Here is an 18,321-nt window from a genome sequence, read left to right as displayed (position 1 = left end):
TTATATGTAATAAAAAATCCATATTACAGAATATAATTCAATATAAACACTTAAAATCATTTAATTAGAACCATTTTCTATTAAATAAATTGATTAATATTTTTGGTGATAAAGTAATAACGAAGCGTATTTTTTCATTGTAATTTTTCTGACTTATTTCCCAACCGTTAGAAGAATAAACAGGAAGATACATTTCAAAATAATCAGGAACTAAATTTAGACGAATGCCACTGTCATATGAAAACGTTTCATTTTGATGTTTATTTTTTAGAAATCCAACATCACCGTAAGCCTCTATAAAATTCCAAATGGTGTAACTTCCATTCAAAGTTGTAATCCATTGATTGGCAAATGGGGTTGCTAGTTTTGACTTAAAACCACCCTCGGCTACAATTAATTGTTGACTAAAAAAACCGCTATTTTCAGATCGTCCATAATAGTTATAATCAAATAAATAATCAGTTGGTCTATCCAAAGCAAAACTAAAAAAGTCTGAATTGCTATTATTGTATAAAAAACTACCAGCAAAAAGGCGTAAATTGATTTGACGGTTGTTTTCAAATAGTTTTCTGTATTCGAATTCTGTCGATAGTTTTCCAAATTTCTTTGATAATTGCAAATCACCCATGAAGCTTAAATGTTTGGTGATTTCGGTTTTAGTATCGTAATACTTAGCATTAAAAACCGAATAATTTACATTTGAATTGTCAACAATAATTTCACTTTTTTCTCTGTTTACCAGTACTTGGCGTAATAGAATTAACTGTTTTCTATTGTCTCTAAAATCATTTTCCCTAAATCGCATGGTCACCATTGGATTTATTTTTAAATAGGCAGCATCGGGTGCATAGTGAAAATAGGCGCCTGAAAGTGAGTATTTTACATTGTAAAGTGAGCCTTCTCTGTAATTTTGATTTACTGCAAAGGCTCCAGAACCTGAAAAAGTTTGTGCTTTTGTTGAGTAAGCAGGATTGATGTCAAAAATAAAAGGCTTTTCTAAAATGGTTTTATTATGTAGCCTTAAACCAGGTGAAAATCCATCATAGAGATTGTAAGTTAAAGTAGGAACATATAAAACTTGATTATAGTAAGGATCTTCAAGATCTTTCATGAAAACAAACTTAATAGGACGGTTATTTGGAAAAAAGGGTTTTAATGATTTCCAGTTATTTCTTAAATTATATTCAGGTACTTCATTTTTATAATTTAAAATAATTTTATCGGCATTTTTTCTATCTATCCTATAAATGCTATCTGTATCATTGGGCTCTAACCATTTTTTGAATACAATTTCTCCGTTTTTGATGCCGTAAATAGGAACAGGGACAATAACTCCAGTCTTGTTTTTTAGTGAAAAATAAATGGAATCATTGGTTTTTGCGACAGCTGAAAATTTATAATCAATAATAGCTCTAGACTTTATGATCGTGTTAAAAAACCAATTGATATTTTTGGCTGTGTTGCTTTTCAAGATGGTTTCAAAATCTTTTTCCGTACTTTGTTTTTCCTTATTTAGAGCATAGAATTGTTGGATGCTTTTGTCTACTGAGTTTTGATCTAAATAACTGTCTAGAAAACGTAAACTTAGTCCAGCTCTATATTTACTTGCAATTTGTTCATTGAATTTTACAAGTGTATTTTTAGGATCTCCAAGTGCTTGATCTAAGTTTTTTCGAGCCATTAACATATAAAAATAGCTGTATTGTTCATTGAAATCCAAATTGGTCAGGTTGAAGCTTTTTAACAATTTAAAGCTGGATGCGCTTCCTAGCATTTTACTGTTTGGATGATTTTCATCGATATATTTCATCATGGTATACACCTGAATCGCATCGTAAATCCAACCGTCTTTTCTGATATCTGCGCGCAAACTATTTTTTAGGTAAACATTCAAATAGGTTTTTAGAAACTTAATTTCATACGTAAACTCATCAGAAAAGGGTCTGATAAAAGAGGGCAGCTGATTCAAACCATAAAATGGATTTCGATCGTAATCCGCCTGAGTAATCATTATTTTATCAAATGGATAGTCCCCAACGAGTGTATTTACATAATTAACTACATTGTTGATGACCAAGGATTGCTCAATGATACTTATTTTATCCTCTTTTAAATTAGTAATCACCTCAAGAGAATTATTTTTAAAACTATGAAAACTAATTTTTGGTTCTATAAAAAGACCAAAATTGAGTCTGTTTTTTCCAGTAAGCGTGTAAATTGAAAAATCTTGATTTTCAATCGATGCTGTACTTTTTAAATCGGTAGTAACTTGCAGTCCTTTAGTAACTTTTAGCTCAATATCAAAATCAGATACTGCATTGGCAATATCGTCGAGGTTTTCATTATTGTAAACTATAAATTCATGGTTTTCATAGCGAGCAGGAGTAAGGTACCATGTTTTTAAGTTCATGCCTCCGAGTGCATTATACCCATATTTTGTAAAGACATCACTTGGAACCTTAACTACATAAGTAAGATGAATTGTTGTTTTTTGATGTGATGCTAATGGTGTTCTTAATTTGACAGTAAGTACATCAGGATTTTCTTCTGTTCTTAGCCAAGATAAAAAAAGTTTTTGATCATCGATTATCGTAATGTTATTGATACTACCTCTTTCGGCTTCCTTGGCCAAATGAAATCCACGGTAAAACTCATCCGAAAAACGTTTTGCCAATGGAGAATTAACATTAGAATAAGCATTGTTCCAATCATTTAAAACGATTGCTTTTAAATTGTCATCAGATTCATTAAAATAAGTAATATCCTGTTGAATATTAAGCGTCTTTTCATCAGAATTAACTTCAACCACCATTTGAGAATGATGTTGCGCAAATTGTTTTATTGATGTCAATAAAGCCAAAGAAAAAAAAGCGATTTTAGCGAATGATTTCAATTATGTATTCCAGATTAAATTGGATTCCAAGATACGTATATTTAGATAAAAACGTAATAAAGAACAAAAAAAAGCTGTTTTAAAAAAAACAGCTTTAGGATTAGAAATTAGGTTTTAAATTGTATTTTTTATAGAAATTGTCTAGTACTTCAACCACTTCGTCTTCGGTATCCACAATTTTAATTAAATTCAAATCATCAGGACTTACCGTTTGTTCTTTTTCGATGAGTACCGTTTTTACCCATTCAATAAGTCCAGACCAGAAACTCGTTCCCACAAGTATAATAGGGAATTTAGCAATTTTCTTAGTTTGTATTAACGTAATTGCTTCAAATAATTCGTCCATAGTACCAAAACCTCCTGGCATTACCACGAAACCTTGAGAATATTTTACAAACATTACTTTTCGAACAAAGAAATAATCAAAATTTAAATTCTTATCACCATCAATATATGGATTAAAATGTTGCTCAAATGGCAACACAATATTTAACCCTACTGATGTTCCTCCGCCCAAGTGCGCTCCTTTATTTCCAGCTTCCATAATTCCAGGTCCACCACCAGTAATGACACCATAACCCGCTTTACTAATTTTAAAGGCAATACTTTCGGCAAGTAAGTAATACTTGTCTTCGGGCTTAGTTCTCGCCGATCCAAAAATAGAAACGCAGGGTCCAATGCGCCCCATAGTTTCATAACCGTTTACAAATTCGGCCATGATTTTAAAAATCGCCCAACTGTCATTAGTTCGTATTTCATTCCAAGTTTTTTGTTTCAAATGGTCTTGGATTACCTTATCCTCATCATTGTCAAAATCTTCTAGTCTCATATTTGTAAAATTGATAATTGAATATCAGTAACTTAGGGTTATTGATATTTAGTGTTAAAGTTATCAGGAGCTTTTTCCAGCTTTTCACTGTATCTTTTCCTTGCTGAAAATAGCAAGTAAAAGGATGCCGTTGCAATCTGGGCTAGTACTCTTGGATACTAAAGTAACTCTTTTTTTAAAAATGATACAATATTGTTTTTCTTATTTTTATAGGTTTTTTTGTAAAAAAGATAGGAGGGGGTTAAAACTGCTGTCCTACAATAAATTAGTTGGTTCTGAGCTTAAAGATATAATTTCCTGAAAAAATTAGTTTCGATTGGGTTGTTTTATTCTTTTAAATGGTATCGTTCAAGATCAATTCCATTTGAATGTTACATCGTTTGTAAGGCGTTGTGCGTCCAACTATTTTTTGAAAACCCAATTTTTGATACAATTGGATAGCTGGTTTCAAAATAGTGTTGCTTTCCAAATATATTTTTGAAGCACCTAGTTCTTTGGCCATATTAATAACTGCCTTACCCAGTAAAAAAACCTATATTTTTACCTTGTGCTTTGGGAGAAAATGCCATTTTTGCCAGTTCAAAATCATAAGTATCATCATTCATTTTAATGAGAGCACAAACGCCAAGAGGTTCATCGTTATAAAGAGCAACAACTATTTTACCCCTTTATTTATTATATATTCGTTTGGATTGTCTAGTGCTTTGTAATCGGCATCTTCCATTTCAAAGTAGTTTGAAATTCATTGTTCATTAAGTGACTTAAAAGCTGATTGGAATTCAGCACCATACTCAATAATCTTGATATTTTTACTTTCACGTAACTTTTTTTGCTCTTGAACCCTATTTTAAATGATCTTATTACTTTTTTGTTGCGGCATCAAAAACACGCAAGTAATTACCGCCACCAATTTTTTCAATATCATTTTGATTAAAACCTGTTTTCAATAAGGCATCTACAACAACATAATAAAAACCTTCTTTTTGTTCTTTCCATGCAGTATTAGTTGTGCCTCCTTGTCTTTTAATGTAACCCTCTGGGACAACCATTTTAGTATCAGTTCCTAAACAAACGTGGTCAATACCAATAGTATTTACCATTGCTTTTATATTTTGTGCATACTCCATCGGTGATTCAGCAAGATGTGTCCAAACTCCAATTACTCCTCCAGATTTTGCAACAATTTTGGCTTGTTTTTCACTAATGAGCCTTGGCCTCATCATTTTGGACATTTTTGGGTCGTTTCCTAATTGAGTATCAAGTCCAGTATGAGAAATAATTATGGGTTTTGTAGATAATTGTAGTGCATCATTTATGGTATCATTACTGCAATGGGTAAGGTCAATTAGAATACCAAGACTATTACATTCTCTTATTACTTTTTTACCCATTTCTGTAAGTCCTCCAAATCTAGGGGTATCAGTATAAATATCGCCTAACGGTATAAGAGATTGATTGTCATGTAGCAATCCTAAATGTCTGACTCCTCTATTATAAGCAATTGCGATACGTTCTATTTCCCCTTCTATAAAATGACCTCCTTCTACAGACTGGATGACAATAGGTTTATTTTCTTTTTTAGCTTTTTTTAAATCATTTAAATTAAGAGCACGATTGATATCGTTTCTTTTTAAAATTTCATCCATTTCATCTAAGCAAGTGTTGAATCTTTCGTAAGCTTCACCTTCTTTTGTTAAATCAGGGCGGTCAACTTGAAAAGTCATACATACTGCTGTCAAACCTGATATTTTCATTTGCTCGGCTAAATTATATTTCTGCCCAATGAATTCTTCTTTCCTATAAGGCACATCCATATGGCTGTGAGTGTCAATTCCAAAAGTTTTAGCTACTATTTTGGCTATTCTTGGGTCAAATTCTTTGCTGCTCGAAGCCCAACTTGAAAAAGGACTCAACACAATTGCTGTTCCAGCTCCAGTTGCACTAATAATAAATTTTCGTCTTGACCATCCTAGGTTACTGTTGTCCATGTTATCTTTCATGTATTATTAGCTTTGAGTTGTCATTAATAAGCATGGTCTTTTTTTGAAATACTGAAAATCAACACAATTTAGCTAGGTGAATTAGCAGCATTCCTTTTTGTAAATTAATTATCTTTTGGACTTAAGATTTTTAAAAAGGTTTAATTTAAGGTTTGTTTTTTTTGAAATAGTATTTTACCACTTTCTATCTAGTAAATTAATAGGCGCTTGAAGTGTTGAAAAAGCATATTTGTTTTTTCATGTATGGGATGTTAATGGATATAAAAAGGAAATCCGCCTTGCAGCGGATTATAATTATTCTAATTCTTTCTTTAAAAACTGCGCCGTATAACTTTTTTTGTTTTTAATGATTTCTTCAGGAGTTCCCTTGGCAACTAGTGTTCCACCACCTTTTCCACCTTCTGGGCCGATGTCGATGATGTAATCGGCTAGTTTTATAACATCCATATTGTGCTCAATAATTAAGATGGTATTCCCTTTGTCTACCAGTTTATTAATTACAGTCATCAATACGCGAATGTCTTCAAAATGCAGGCCTGTGGTAGGTTCGTCTAGAATATAAAACGTATTTCCAGTATCTTTTTTAGACAGTTCTCCCGCCAGTTTTATACGTTGCGCTTCACCACCAGATAGGGTAGTGCTTTGTTGACCTAGCGTGATATATCCCAAACCTACATCTTGTATGGTTTTTACTTTTCTATATATTTTAGGAATCATTTCAAAAAAAGGAACCGCTTCATCAACCGTCATATTTAATACATCCGAAATGGATTTTCCTTTAAACCGAATCTCTAATGTTTCTCTATTGAAACGCTTTCCTTGACAGGTTTCGCACTCCACATACACATCGGGCAAAAAGTTCATTTCGATGGTACGAACCCCTGAACCTTCGCAGGTTTCACAACGTCCCCCTTTTACATTAAAACTAAAACGGCCTGCTTTATAACCGCGTATCATACTTTCGGGAGTTTTGGTAAACAAAGCCCTGATTTCGGTAAATACTTCGGTATAGGTGGCAGGGTTAGAACGCGGTGTTCTCCCAATAGGACTTTGGTCAATATCAATAACTTTATCAATATGTTCCAGTCCTTCAATTTTCTTATATGGTTTTGGTTTTTTGACACCATTAAAATAAAAGGCATTCAAAATAGGGTAGAGAGTCTCGTTGATTAACGTTGATTTTCCACTGCCCGAAACTCCAGTGACGCAAATCATTTTACCCAAAGGCAAGTCAATAGTAACATTTTTTAAATTATTTCCGGTAGCGCCAGTCAATTTCATGAATTTTCCGTTGCCTTCTCTTCTTTTCTTGGGAATTTCTAATTTCATTTTCCCGTTCAAATACTGAGCAGTAATAGTATTGGATTGAAGTGTTTCGGCAGGTGTACCAATGCTGATAATTTCTCCACCAAATTTCCCCGCTTTCGGACCTATATCAATCACATAATCAGCTTGCTCAATCATGTCTTTATCATGTTCTACTACAATAACTGAGTTTCCAAGATCGCGTAATTGCTCCAAGGAATGAATTAGTTTTTCATTGTCTCTCTGGTGTAAACCTATACTTGGTTCATCTAGAATATAAAGAACTCCCACTAGTTGAGAACCTATTTGAGTGGCTAATCTAATGCGTTGTGCCTCTCCTCCAGAAAGCGATTTTGAGCTTCGGCTTAAAGCCAAATAATCCAAACCTACATTCATCAAAAAGTGCAATCGATCCTTGATTTCTTTAATAACTTCGGTAGCGATTCTTTTTTGTTTATCTGATAAATGGGTGTTTAAATCATGGAACCATGCAGTCAAATCAGAAATATCCATATCACATAATTCCGCTATGTTTTTCTCGTTTATTTTAAAGAATAACGCTTCTTTTTTTAATCTAGATCCTTCACAAACGGGACATTTTATTTCGTCCATGAATTCCTTGGCCCAACGCTTAATAGTAGTTGAACCACTCTCATCATGTTGGTTTTTTATGAAATGAGAAATACCTTCAAAATCAATTTTATAATCTCTTGCAACTCCCAAAAGAGCCGAGTTTATCGTGAATTTTTCTTTCCCACCATTCAAAATCATTTCCATCGCTTCCTCTGGAATTTTTTCTATGGGATCTGTAATTTTAAAATCGTATTTCTCTCCTATGATTTCCAGTTGCTTAAAAATCCAAGAGGATTTGTATTCGCCCAAAGGCGCAAAACCCCCTGCTTTAATCGACAATTTAGGATTGGGGATAATCTTTTTAACGTTGATTTCATTTACCGTTCCCAGACCATTACAATGATCACAGGCTCCTTTTGGAGAGTTAAACGAAAATAAATTAGGCTCTGGATTTTGATAGGATATTCCCGTTGTAGGACACATTAAATTTCTACTGAAATAACGAACTTCGTTAGAATCTTGGTCCAGCACCATTAATACATTTTCTCCATGATGCATGGCCGTATTAATGCTTTCTGATAATCGTTTTTGATTGTCGGGCGTTTCTTCTACTAGCATTCTATCCACAACAATTTCGATATCGTGTGTTTTATAGCGATCCAGTTTCATTCCAGTTGTAATTTCGCGAACTTCTCCGTTTACACGAACTTTTAGAAAACCTTGCTTGGCAATTTGTTGAAACAATTCGCCATAATGCCCTTTTCTAGCTCTAATTACTGGAGCCAGAATATTGATGCGTTTATTGGTAAAATCATGGGTAATTAAGTCTTTAATTTGCTCATCACTGTAGCTCACCATTTTCTCACCCGTGTTGTAACTGTAAGCATCGGCGCCACGAGCATAAAGCAAACGCAAGAAATCATATATTTCTGTAATAGTTCCCACGGTCGAACGCGGACTCTTACTAGTCGTTTTTTGTTCAATGGCAATAACAGGCGAAAGTCCATCAATTTTATCGACATCCGGACGCTCTAAACCGCCCAAGAATTGTCGTGCATAAGCCGAAAACGTTTCTACATAACGACGCTGTCCTTCGGCATAAATAGTATCAAAAGCCAATGAGGATTTCCCAGAACCCGAAAGCCCAGTTATAACAACTAGTTTCTCTCTTGGAATCGAAACATCTATGTTTTTAAGGTTGTGAACGCGTGCCCCTTGAACTTCTATGGTATTGTCTTTGTCTAACATAATTTTTGCAAAAAAGCAAAGTTAACCTTTTGATTTATTCTTTCCATAGAACACTTTAGAAGTTTATGTTAAAATGGAGTGCATTTTTTAGAAAAAAGCTGTTGTTTTTTAGGAGCAGTACGATTTAGTTTTCAATTAGGTTGTCTTCCCGCTTTTCGTCTCAATCTTGTGTGGCAAAACACTTGCCCCACAAGGATTTCCACTTCAATCGGGGCTAGAGAGAGGCTTTTGTTGTTGAAATGAGGAATTTGTATTGAGTACTAAATTTTTATTTGAGAGTTAAATACAAAAACGCTAACAATTGTGTTAGCGTTTTCTTTTTCTTGTAGCCATATAATTTTCGACAGCTTCCCTTGTAGTTAGCCAGTTACGACCTTCTTTGTAAGCATCTATTTTACCTTGTCTTGCTAATAAGCTAATATATTCTTGACCATAAGCCATCCCTGGTTCTTGAACAAGATTCGAAATTTCAATGTATTCATTATCATTACCAGGAAGTGCATTCAAGTAGATATTAAGTGTACGCTCCAAAGCTTGGCACATCAATAAGGTCATTTTTTGATAATTACCACCATTGGCTTGGTTGAGTGCTTCATAGTATTTCTTGCGGTCATTTTTTAAGATAATCGCAGGTGGAAAACCACAACGCATCAATAATAAATTCATAGCTAAGCGAACCGTACGACCATTTCCATCAAAAAAAGGATGAATCCAAACGAGTTTATGATGAAAAATTGCCGCGAGCTCAATATCATTAAGACCTAGCGGATTTGTATTGATAAAATCTATTAACTCATCTAGCAAATCAGAGACTTTATTGGCATTTGGTGGGACAAAATTAGCTCCAGAAATTCGTACACCTCCATTGCGCAAGCGACCTGCAAAATCATCTTCAATGGAACGTAAAACTAGTCCATGCAATGATAAAATATCAATACTGCGCAATACATAATCATCGTTTACAATTGAAAATAAATAATCGATTGCTTTATCGTGATTGTGTGTTTCAAAATGTTCTCGTAATGATTTTCCTTTGATGGTTATTCCTTCTTGTAGGACCATTTGAGTTTCTCTTAAACTTAGTGTGTTTCCTTCAATACTATTAGAATTGTAAGTCCATTCTATGGAAAGACTTTCTTTGATTTTATTCAAAGCGATATTGGGCAAGGGTCTGCTGGTTTGCAAAACTTGCTTTTTTTCATACAAACGATCAAAGGTTGTTTGAAATTCTTCTCTATAGCTTAGATCTATCTTCCACATAACTACAAAGATACTCTTATTATCGGGAATATCACAAAATTAACCTATCCGATATTAAAATAAACTATTTTATTGAATTTATTCGATGGTCATTGATTTTAACTTGGTTCTGTAAGCTTCTAACGCAATAGATTTTGAGATGAATCCATGGTATTTTTCATCTTTAATAACAGGGAGAAAAGCCATTTTGGATCTTTCAAACTTATTCATAACCGTCTCCATACTATTAAAAGGATAGATAACTTCTGCAGGCGTTGACATAATATTTTTGACCAAAGTGTATTTAACACGATAAGAATTAAATATAATTTCTCGGATATGATTGAAATGAACTATACCTAATAAATGTTTTTCATTGTCAACAACAGCAAAAATCACTTGATTGGAATGTGATATTAAATCAACTAATTTTTCTAGATTTTCATCTGGAGAAATGGTTAAATAATCCGTTTGTATGATTGAATTAGTGTCTAGGGTTGAAAGTACATTGGTATCTTTATTACTTGTAAAAGCATGTCCTTTTTGAACTAAATCTTTTACGTCCATCGAATGTTTTTCAAAACGTTTTGAAATAGCAAAACTAATAGACGCCACAATCATTAGTGGGAGCATTAAACTATAGCCACCTGTGATTTCAGCAATAAGGAATATAGCTGTTAACGGTGCATGAAACAAGCCACTCAAAATTCCAGCCATTCCTACCATGGTAAAATTACTAACGGGTAATTTTGTAAGTCCAGTTAAATTTATAAATTTTGAAAAGAAATAACCAAGATAAGAACCCAAGAATAAAGCAGGGGCAAAGTTCCCTCCATTTCCTCCAGAACCTAATGTAATTCCCGTGGCGAAAACCTTTAACATCATTGTACAACCAACGAATGCTAGTAGAACCCAACTATTATTTCTAAAATCACTAAAAAGGGTGTTTTCTAATAATTTTCCAGGATCATTATCAGATAATACTTTAATACTTTCATAACCTTCTCCAAATAAAGTAGGGAAAATGAATATTAGAACGGCTAAAATGGAGGCACCTAGTAAAGCTTTTTTATAAGGGTTTAATTTGAGTCGGTGAAAAAAGTGCTCCGTTTTCTGAAAATTTCGGGTATAATAAATAGAAATAAATCCAGTAAATATTCCTAAAAGAATATAAAAAGGTATTTTGTGGTAATCAAAAACTTGCTGTTGTCTAAAATTTAATAAGATCGTTTCATCCAATACAATTTCGGATACTAGGGCTCCTGTCGCAGCAGCAATCATAATAGGTGTAAAAGCAGAGATGCTCACATCTACCAAAAGAAATTCAATTGCAAACAAAACTCCCGCAATAGGAGCATTAAAAGCAGCTGCAATTCCTGCAGCTACACCACAACCTATGAGTAAAGTTCGGTCTTTATAACTCAGTTTATATTTTTGAGCATAATTAGATCCAAAAGCGGCACCAGTAACTACAATTGGGCTTTCCAGTCCTGCAGATCCTCCTAAACCTACGGTAAGGGAACTAGTAAGTATTTGTGCATACATTTGTTTTTTTGGAATGATGCTGGCTTTCTTTGCAACACCATATAATATTTGTGAAGTTCCTTTTTCAATTGAGCCACCAAGTACCCTTTTAACTACAAAAACGGTAAGTAAAAGTCCGGCAATGGGTAAAACACTATTGATGAAACTCAATTTTAAAATTCCGTTGATATAAGTAGCAAATGAAAAAACCCAGTGGGCAAATGTTTTTAAAACAATTACAGCAAATGCTGAAGTGATACCAACTAGTACGCTAGATAAGAAGATAAATTGCTTTTCTGTCAGTATGGATTGGGACCAAGCAATTATGCTTTCTAATTTAGATCTAAATTTTTTGAACATTTATCTTTATTTGAAAATGCTAAATTACTATTATTTTAAGCATTTCTTAAATTTTTTAAAGCTTCTTTTTTGCTCAATGGCTTTAAGGTTTCACTATTAACAAATTTTTCTACATCAAAAGGATTTGTTTTGGCATATTCTCGTAATGACCATCCAATTGCTTTTTGAATAAAAAATTCGGAGGAATCTTGATGTTGCAGACAAACCTTTTTTAATAGATCAAAATTAGTTTTTGTTTTATACCCTAGTTGAAATAAAATAGCACTTCTATTCAACCACATATTTTCGGAATTTGAAAATTCAGTTACGATTAAGTGAATAGATTTGGGAAACTCAACTAAATATTGCCCTAAAATATATTTAGAAATAGTATCCACACTGTCCCACCAAGAATGGGTTGTAATTAATTTCTTAATAAGTTCAATATCTCCATATTGGTATTTCCCTTTGAGTTCTTTGATTAAAATTTCTATGGCACAGTAATGAAATTCTCTTTCTTTCTTTTCAAATAAAAGTACCGCTATTGCTCTTGCGTTAGCGGTGACTTCTGTTTTGTTTTTCTTCCAAATTACTGTAAAAAGACTTCTTCTTTCGGGCGTTTTTATCCCAAAAAAAGTAAATTTATTTTTCATGTATTTTGCCATAGCAAAACCATTTTCGGCATGGCTATTTTCTTGAAAAGTATTTTCTAGCTCACTAATAAAAGGCATAATCTAAAATCCTATTGCTTTGTCATCCCCTCTAAAATCAGCACCACCTTCTAATTTTCCGTTTGGAAGTGCAAGAATAGCATCAACTTTACCGATAACGGGAGTTGTTTTTTCGTTAATCAAATACCCTTTTTCTTTTAAGGTTTCTAATGTTTTAATGTCAAAAGTATTAGGTTCAAAAGTAATTAAATCAGGTAACCATTGGTGATGAAAACGAGGTGCATTTACCGCATCTTGCATACTCAATTGGTATTCGTACACATTTAAAATCGTTTGTAATACCGAAGTAATAATCGTTGAACCTCCTGGTGAACCCACGGTCATAAATAATTTCCCATTTTTCTCTACAATGGTAGGTGTCATAGAACTCAACATTCTTTTTTCGGGAGCGATACTATTGGCTTCATTCCCAACTAATCCAAACATATTTGGTGTTCCTGGTTTTGAACTAAAATCATCCATTTCATTATTCAACATAAAGCCCAGTTCGTCACAATAATATTTAGAACCATATCCTGCATTCAGTGTTGTTGTTGCCGAAACTGAATTACCAAACTGATCCACAATAGAGTAGTGGGTGGTCTCCATGCTTTCATTGTAAGTCACTTTTCCTTCTTTTATATCAGAGGATAATGTGGCTTTATCAACGTTAAAACTACCCATTCTACCTTTTAAATAGGTATTATCCATTAACGCTTTCAAAGGAATTTTTACAAAATCTGGATCACCCAAAAAGTAACTTCTATCAGCATAAGCTCTTCTCTCAGCTTCTACAATAACTTGAATTCCTTGAGCCGAATTGTGACCCATTTTTGCCAAATCATAAGGAGCAATCATTTTCATGATTTGTGCCAAACAAATACCTCCACTGCTAGGAGGCGCCATAGAAATAATATTTAAATCTTTATATTTAAACGTAATAGGATTTCTCCATTTGGCCTCGTACTTCGCCAAATCTTCCATGGTAATAATAGCTCCTTTTTCTTTTAAATAAGCTACTAATGTTCTTGCAGTTTCTCCTTTGTAAAACTCATCTCTTCCATTTTTTGAGATTCTTTTTAACGTTTTTGCTAAAGCGAGATATTTAATAGTGTCATTCTCTTTATACACTTTAGAAAGAACAGAGTTAGCTCCGTTTATTTTTGTCAGTTCTTCTCGGTATTCATTTAAGCGTTCTTCTTGTTTGTGAGTCACAATCACACCGCGTTCAGCTAATTCGATAACTGGTTTCAAAATTTCAGCCATTGGCAAAGAACCCAATTTTTTATGCACAGCAAAAACACCAGCTATAGTTCCTGGAATTCCTATGGCCAAAGGCGTTTTAGTACTTTTTCCTTTGATTACATTTCCCTCTTTATCAAGAAACATATCTTTTGTCGCTGCTAATGGTGCTTTTTCACGGTAATCTAAAGTCCCCGCTTCTCCATTGGCTTTTCTATACACCATAAAGCCGCCACCTCCTATGTTTCCTGCATAAGGATAAGCAACAGCAAGAGATAATTCGGTAGCCACCATAGCATCAAATGCATTTCCGCCTTTTTTCATGATATCAGCTCCAATTTTTGAAGCTTCTTCTCGTGCTGAAACTACCATAGCTTTATTGGCAACCAGTCCTGTTGGTTTTACTGAAGTGTTTTGAGCTTTACAACCGAAACAAATGACACTAAGTAGAATAATAATTTTTTTCATTTCTGGGGTATTTTAATAATTGTTTGGAATAGAATAAATTATAAATTAATTTTAAAAACCAACGGCTTTATTGTCTTCTCTTTTATCTGCACCACCTTCTAATTTTCCATTGGCCAAGATTAAAATTGCATCAACCTGACCCACTATTTCTTTATTAGTCTCATTGACTTTATATCCTTTTTCTTTTACTTTTTTCAATAGTTCTTTGTCAAATGAGTTGGGCTCAAATGTGATTTCGTCAGGCAACCACTGATGATGAAAACGAGGAGCATTAACCGCTTCTTGCATACTCATATTATACTCATATACATTCAAAATCGTTTGTAAAACGGAGGTGATAATAGTAGATCCTCCTGGAGTTCCAACTACCATGAATAGTTTTTTGTCTTTTTCTACAATAGTTGGTGTCATAGAACTTAACATTCTTTTTCCTGGAGCGATACTATTCGCTTCAGTGCCTGTAAGGCCATAGAGGTTAGGAACACCAGGCTTAGCACTAAAATCATCCATTTGATTGTTTAGAAAAAAGCCTAATTCATCGCAGTATATTTTAGAGCCATAATTATCATTTAAAGTGGTTGTAGCTGAAACGGCGTTACCTTCGGCATCTACTATAGAGTAATGTGTAGTTTGCTTGCTTTCGTATCCAGCAATTTTACCTTTTCCAATTTCAGAAGATTTTGATGCTCTTTCGAATGAGAAATCACTCATTCTATTTTTGATATAAGTAGAATCTAATAGTTCTTTTACAGGAAGTTGTACAAAATCAGGATCGCCTAAGAATGAATTTCTATCTGCATACGCTCTACGTTCTGCTTCTGTAATTACTTGAATTGCTTTCACGCTGTTGTGTCCCATTTGTGCCAGATCAAAAGGCTCAATCATTTTCATTATTTGGTTCAAACAAATTCCACCGCTACTAGGCGGAGACATAGATGTAATTTTTAAATCTTTGTATTTAAAAGTAATTGGTGTTCTCCATTTTGCTTCATAGGTATTCAAGTCTTTAACGGTCATATTACCTCCTTTGTTATTCAAAAAAGTAATTAGCTTTTGAGCCGTTTCCCCTTTGTAAAACTCATCACGACCATTATCAGATATTCTTTGTAAAGTGGCAGCTAATGCTGGATATTTTATAGTGTCTCCCGCCTTATATTCTTGAGAAAACAAACTATTTGGGCCATTGGTTTTAATAAAAGTAGCTCTATAATCAGATAAGCTTTTTGCTTGATGATCGGTGACAACGACACCTTTTTTAGCTAAAGCGATTACGGGAGCCAGAATTTCCGGAATCGGTAAAGAACCGTATTTTTTATGCACGGCAAATAAACCAGCGAGTGTTCCAGGAACTCCTGAAGCAAATGCAGTTTCTCTACTTTTACCTTCGATTACATTTCCATCTTTATCTAGAAACATATCTTTCGATGCAGCTAAAGGTGCTTTTTCTCTATAATCTAAGGCCCCCGTTTCTCCGTTTGCTTTTCTATATACCATAAAACCACCACCACCTATGTTTCCGGCTTGCGGATAAGAAACAGCCAAAGCCAGCTCAGTCGCAACCATAGCATCAAATGCATTTCCGCCTTTTTTCATTATGGCAACTCCTATGGCTGAAGCTTCTTCTCTTGCCGAAACAACCATTGCTTTATTTGTTACAAGACCAGTTGGGGATATTACTTTTTCATTTGACTTACAGCTTAGAATACTTAAGGAAAGGAATAGAATTATTTTTTTCATGTTTTGGTTGTGGTTTATTATATGTTTTATAAGGTTGTTAATTTTTGTATTACATGTGCTCTTAAATCTTCAAAGAAATCAGTGAATTCCTGTTCAAAATCTACATAAAATTCTTGTAGTTCATCAGTTGCAAAACGCATTTTTGATTTGTTTTTAGTCCGACTATCCATTTGGGTCAAGATTTGATTTATTCCTTCAACCGTTTGATAACTAGACAACCAATTTTGTTTGACCATGTAAGGCATTAAACCAATGGTTCTTTCAGTAAGGATTGATCGGTTGTCATCCAAGGACTGATAAAATCGTTGTACAAAATTTTCTAAGCTTTCATTAGAATAGTTATTCCAATTTTTTGCTAAGAAATGATCGTAAAAGACATCGACAATTACACCAGCATAATGATGGTATCTTTTGTGCAATTTTTTAGTACTTTGTCTAAAAACGGGATGGGCATCTGTAAAAGTATCAATGGCTCTATGTAAGACAATCCCTTTTTGCACATCCAAAGGAAAAGTTTCAAAATGTTTCCCTCGAATACCATCAGCCATAAAATTGCCAATTTTGATTAAATCATTGTCGCCTGAAAGATAGATGTGTGCTAGAAAATTCATTCGCCTAAATTATGAATTCTAATTGACTTTTTTAAACTGTCAATTATTATATTTGTGGAAATTATAAATAAATCACTCAAAATTTAAATAGATATAAATGACTTTAATAAAATCAATTTCAGGAATTCGTGGAACTATAGGAGGTAAAGTGGGAGATAACTTAACGCCAGTGGATGCAGTAAAATTTGCTTCAGCATATGGTACTTGGTTGAAAAACAATACTCTAGAAAGAACGAATGCTAAACTAAAAGTAGTGGTTGGTCGTGATGCTCGTATTTCTGGACCAATGATTCATAATTTAGTGGTAAATACCTTAATAGGTTTAGGAATTGATGTAATTGATTTAGGATTGTCGACAACTCCTACAGTAGAGATTGCTGTTCCTTTGGAAAATGCAGATGGTGGAATTATTCTTACCGCTTCTCATAATCCAAAACAATGGAATGCCTTAAAGTTATTGAATGGAAAAGGGGAATTCTTGAATGGAATTGAAGGAGAAAAAATCCTTGTTATTGCTGAGGCTGAAGCTTTTGATTTTTCGGATGTAGATAGTTTAGGAGAAATAACAGAGAACAATGCTTATATGGATATTCATATTGATGAAGTATTGAATCTTCCTTTGGTAGATGTTGAAGCTGTAAAAGCAGCTAAATTTAAAGTGGTAGTTGATGGTGTGAATTCATCTGGAGGGATTATTATTCCTAAATTACTAGAATTGATGGGAGTGGAAGTAGTAAAATTATACTGTGAACCTAATGGTCATTTTCCTCATAACCCAGAACCTCTAAAAGAACATTTGACTGATATTTCGGAATTAGTTGTTAAAGAAAAAGCAGATTTAGGTGTTGTTGTTGATCCAGATGTAGATCGTTTGGCTTTCATTTGTGAAGACGGTGAAATGTTTGGAGAAGAATATACCCTTGTGGCTTGCGCCGATTATGTATTGAGTAAAACGCCAGGAAATACAGTTTCTAATATGTCGTCTTCTCGTGCTTTGCGTGATGTGACAAACAAGCATAACGGGAATTATGAAGCATCGGCTGTAGGTGAAGTGAATGTAGTCGACTTAATGAAAAAGAACAATGCCATTATAGGTGGTGAAGGGAATGGTGGAATCATATATCCAGAATCGCATTATGGTCGTGATAGTTTAGTAGGTGTAGCGTTGTTTTTAACCCATTTGGCCAACAAAAAAATGACCGTTTCAGCATTGCGTGCTTCGTATCCAGAATATTACATGAGTAAAAATAAAATCGAGTTGACACCACAAATTGATGTTGATGCTATTCTGGTTGCTATGACTGAGAAATATAAAAACGAAGATAGCACTACAATTGACGGAGTGAAAATTGACTTTGCTAATGAGTGGGTGCATTTAAGAAAATCAAATACGGAACCGATTATTCGTATTTATACAGAAGCACCTAAACAAGCTCAAGCGGATACGTTAGCATTACGCATTATAGATGAAATAAAAGCAGTAGCTGGAATTTAAAAGGCGTATTTATTAAATAGATAAACCCCTTTTTAAATTAAATTTGAAAGGGGTTTTGTTTTTAAGCTTGAAATGGAACGAACATAATTTAAAAAAAAGTAATAGCAC

At 33.8% G+C, this 18,321-nt stretch carries 11 protein-coding genes and 1 pseudogene; 1 reads left to right on the top strand and 11 read right to left on the bottom strand.

Going from position 1 to position 18,321, the window contains the following annotated elements; genetic code table 11:
• Positions 1 to 64: 64 nt before the first annotated feature.
• The 11 genes and pseudogenes from AB3G36_RS13510 to AB3G36_RS13460 form a co-directional block, all read right to left on the bottom strand.
• Positions 65 to 2,812, bottom strand: coding sequence for an aminopeptidase (locus AB3G36_RS13510; protein ID WP_367757941.1), 2,748 nt, complete (start codon positions 2,810 to 2,812; stop codon positions 65 to 67).
• A gap of 181 nt (positions 2,813 to 2,993) precedes the next feature.
• On the bottom strand, positions 2,994 to 3,722 hold the full coding sequence (locus AB3G36_RS13505) for a TIGR00730 family Rossman fold protein (RefSeq protein WP_367753596.1): 729 nt from the start codon (positions 3,720 to 3,722) through the stop codon (positions 2,994 to 2,996).
• Positions 3,723 to 4,056: 334 nt separating this feature from the next.
• Positions 4,057 to 4,566 (bottom strand): annotated as a pseudogene (locus tag AB3G36_RS13500) (GNAT family N-acetyltransferase); the annotation flags it as partial.
• 16 nt (positions 4,567 to 4,582) lie between these two features.
• The gene (locus tag AB3G36_RS13495) at positions 4,583 to 5,722 is read right to left on the bottom strand and encodes a dipeptidase (RefSeq protein ID WP_367753594.1); all 1,140 of its coding nucleotides are present in this window, start codon (positions 5,720 to 5,722) and stop codon (positions 4,583 to 4,585) included.
• Positions 5,723 to 6,016: 294 nt separating this feature from the next.
• Positions 6,017 to 8,848, bottom strand: coding sequence for an excinuclease ABC subunit UvrA (gene uvrA, locus AB3G36_RS13490; RefSeq protein WP_367753592.1), 2,832 nt, complete (start codon positions 8,846 to 8,848; stop codon positions 6,017 to 6,019).
• Between the two features lie 306 nt (positions 8,849 to 9,154).
• Entirely contained in the window at positions 9,155 to 10,108 is a 954-nt protein-coding gene (locus tag AB3G36_RS13485; RefSeq protein ID WP_367753590.1) for a Fic family protein, read from the bottom strand.
• A 78-nt stretch (positions 10,109 to 10,186) separates the two neighbouring features.
• Positions 10,187 to 11,971 (bottom strand): chloride channel protein, encoded by a 1,785-nt coding sequence (locus tag AB3G36_RS13480; protein WP_367753588.1) that lies wholly within the window; start codon positions 11,969 to 11,971, stop codon positions 10,187 to 10,189.
• A gap of 35 nt (positions 11,972 to 12,006) precedes the next feature.
• Positions 12,007 to 12,681 carry a DNA alkylation repair protein gene (locus tag AB3G36_RS13475; protein ID WP_367753586.1) on the bottom strand — a complete coding sequence of 225 codons (675 nt, stop codon included), beginning with the start codon at positions 12,679 to 12,681 and terminating at the stop codon, positions 12,007 to 12,009.
• A gap of 3 nt (positions 12,682 to 12,684) precedes the next feature.
• Positions 12,685 to 14,370 carry a gamma-glutamyltransferase gene (gene ggt / locus AB3G36_RS13470; protein ID WP_367753584.1) on the bottom strand — a complete coding sequence of 562 codons (1,686 nt, stop codon included), beginning with the start codon at positions 14,368 to 14,370 and terminating at the stop codon, positions 12,685 to 12,687.
• Positions 14,371 to 14,421: 51 nt separating this feature from the next.
• Positions 14,422 to 16,107 carry a gamma-glutamyltransferase gene (gene ggt, locus AB3G36_RS13465; protein ID WP_367753582.1) on the bottom strand — a complete coding sequence of 562 codons (1,686 nt, stop codon included), beginning with the start codon at positions 16,105 to 16,107 and terminating at the stop codon, positions 14,422 to 14,424.
• A gap of 26 nt (positions 16,108 to 16,133) precedes the next feature.
• Positions 16,134 to 16,718 (bottom strand): ACP phosphodiesterase, encoded by a 585-nt coding sequence (locus AB3G36_RS13460; RefSeq protein ID WP_367753580.1) that lies wholly within the window; start codon positions 16,716 to 16,718, stop codon positions 16,134 to 16,136.
• 97 nt (positions 16,719 to 16,815) lie between these two features.
• Here AB3G36_RS13460 and glmM point away from each other — a divergent pair, with 97 nt between their 5' ends.
• A complete protein-coding gene (gene glmM / locus AB3G36_RS13455; RefSeq protein ID WP_367753578.1) occupies positions 16,816 to 18,213 on the top strand; it encodes a phosphoglucosamine mutase in 1,398 nt (465 codons plus the stop codon).
• Positions 18,214 to 18,321: the final 108 nt, after the last annotated feature.

Source organism: Flavobacterium sp. WC2430, from assembly GCF_040822075.1.
Lineage (GTDB): Bacteria > Bacteroidota > Bacteroidia > Flavobacteriales > Flavobacteriaceae > Flavobacterium.
This window is presented reverse-complemented; position numbering and strand designations above follow the sequence as displayed.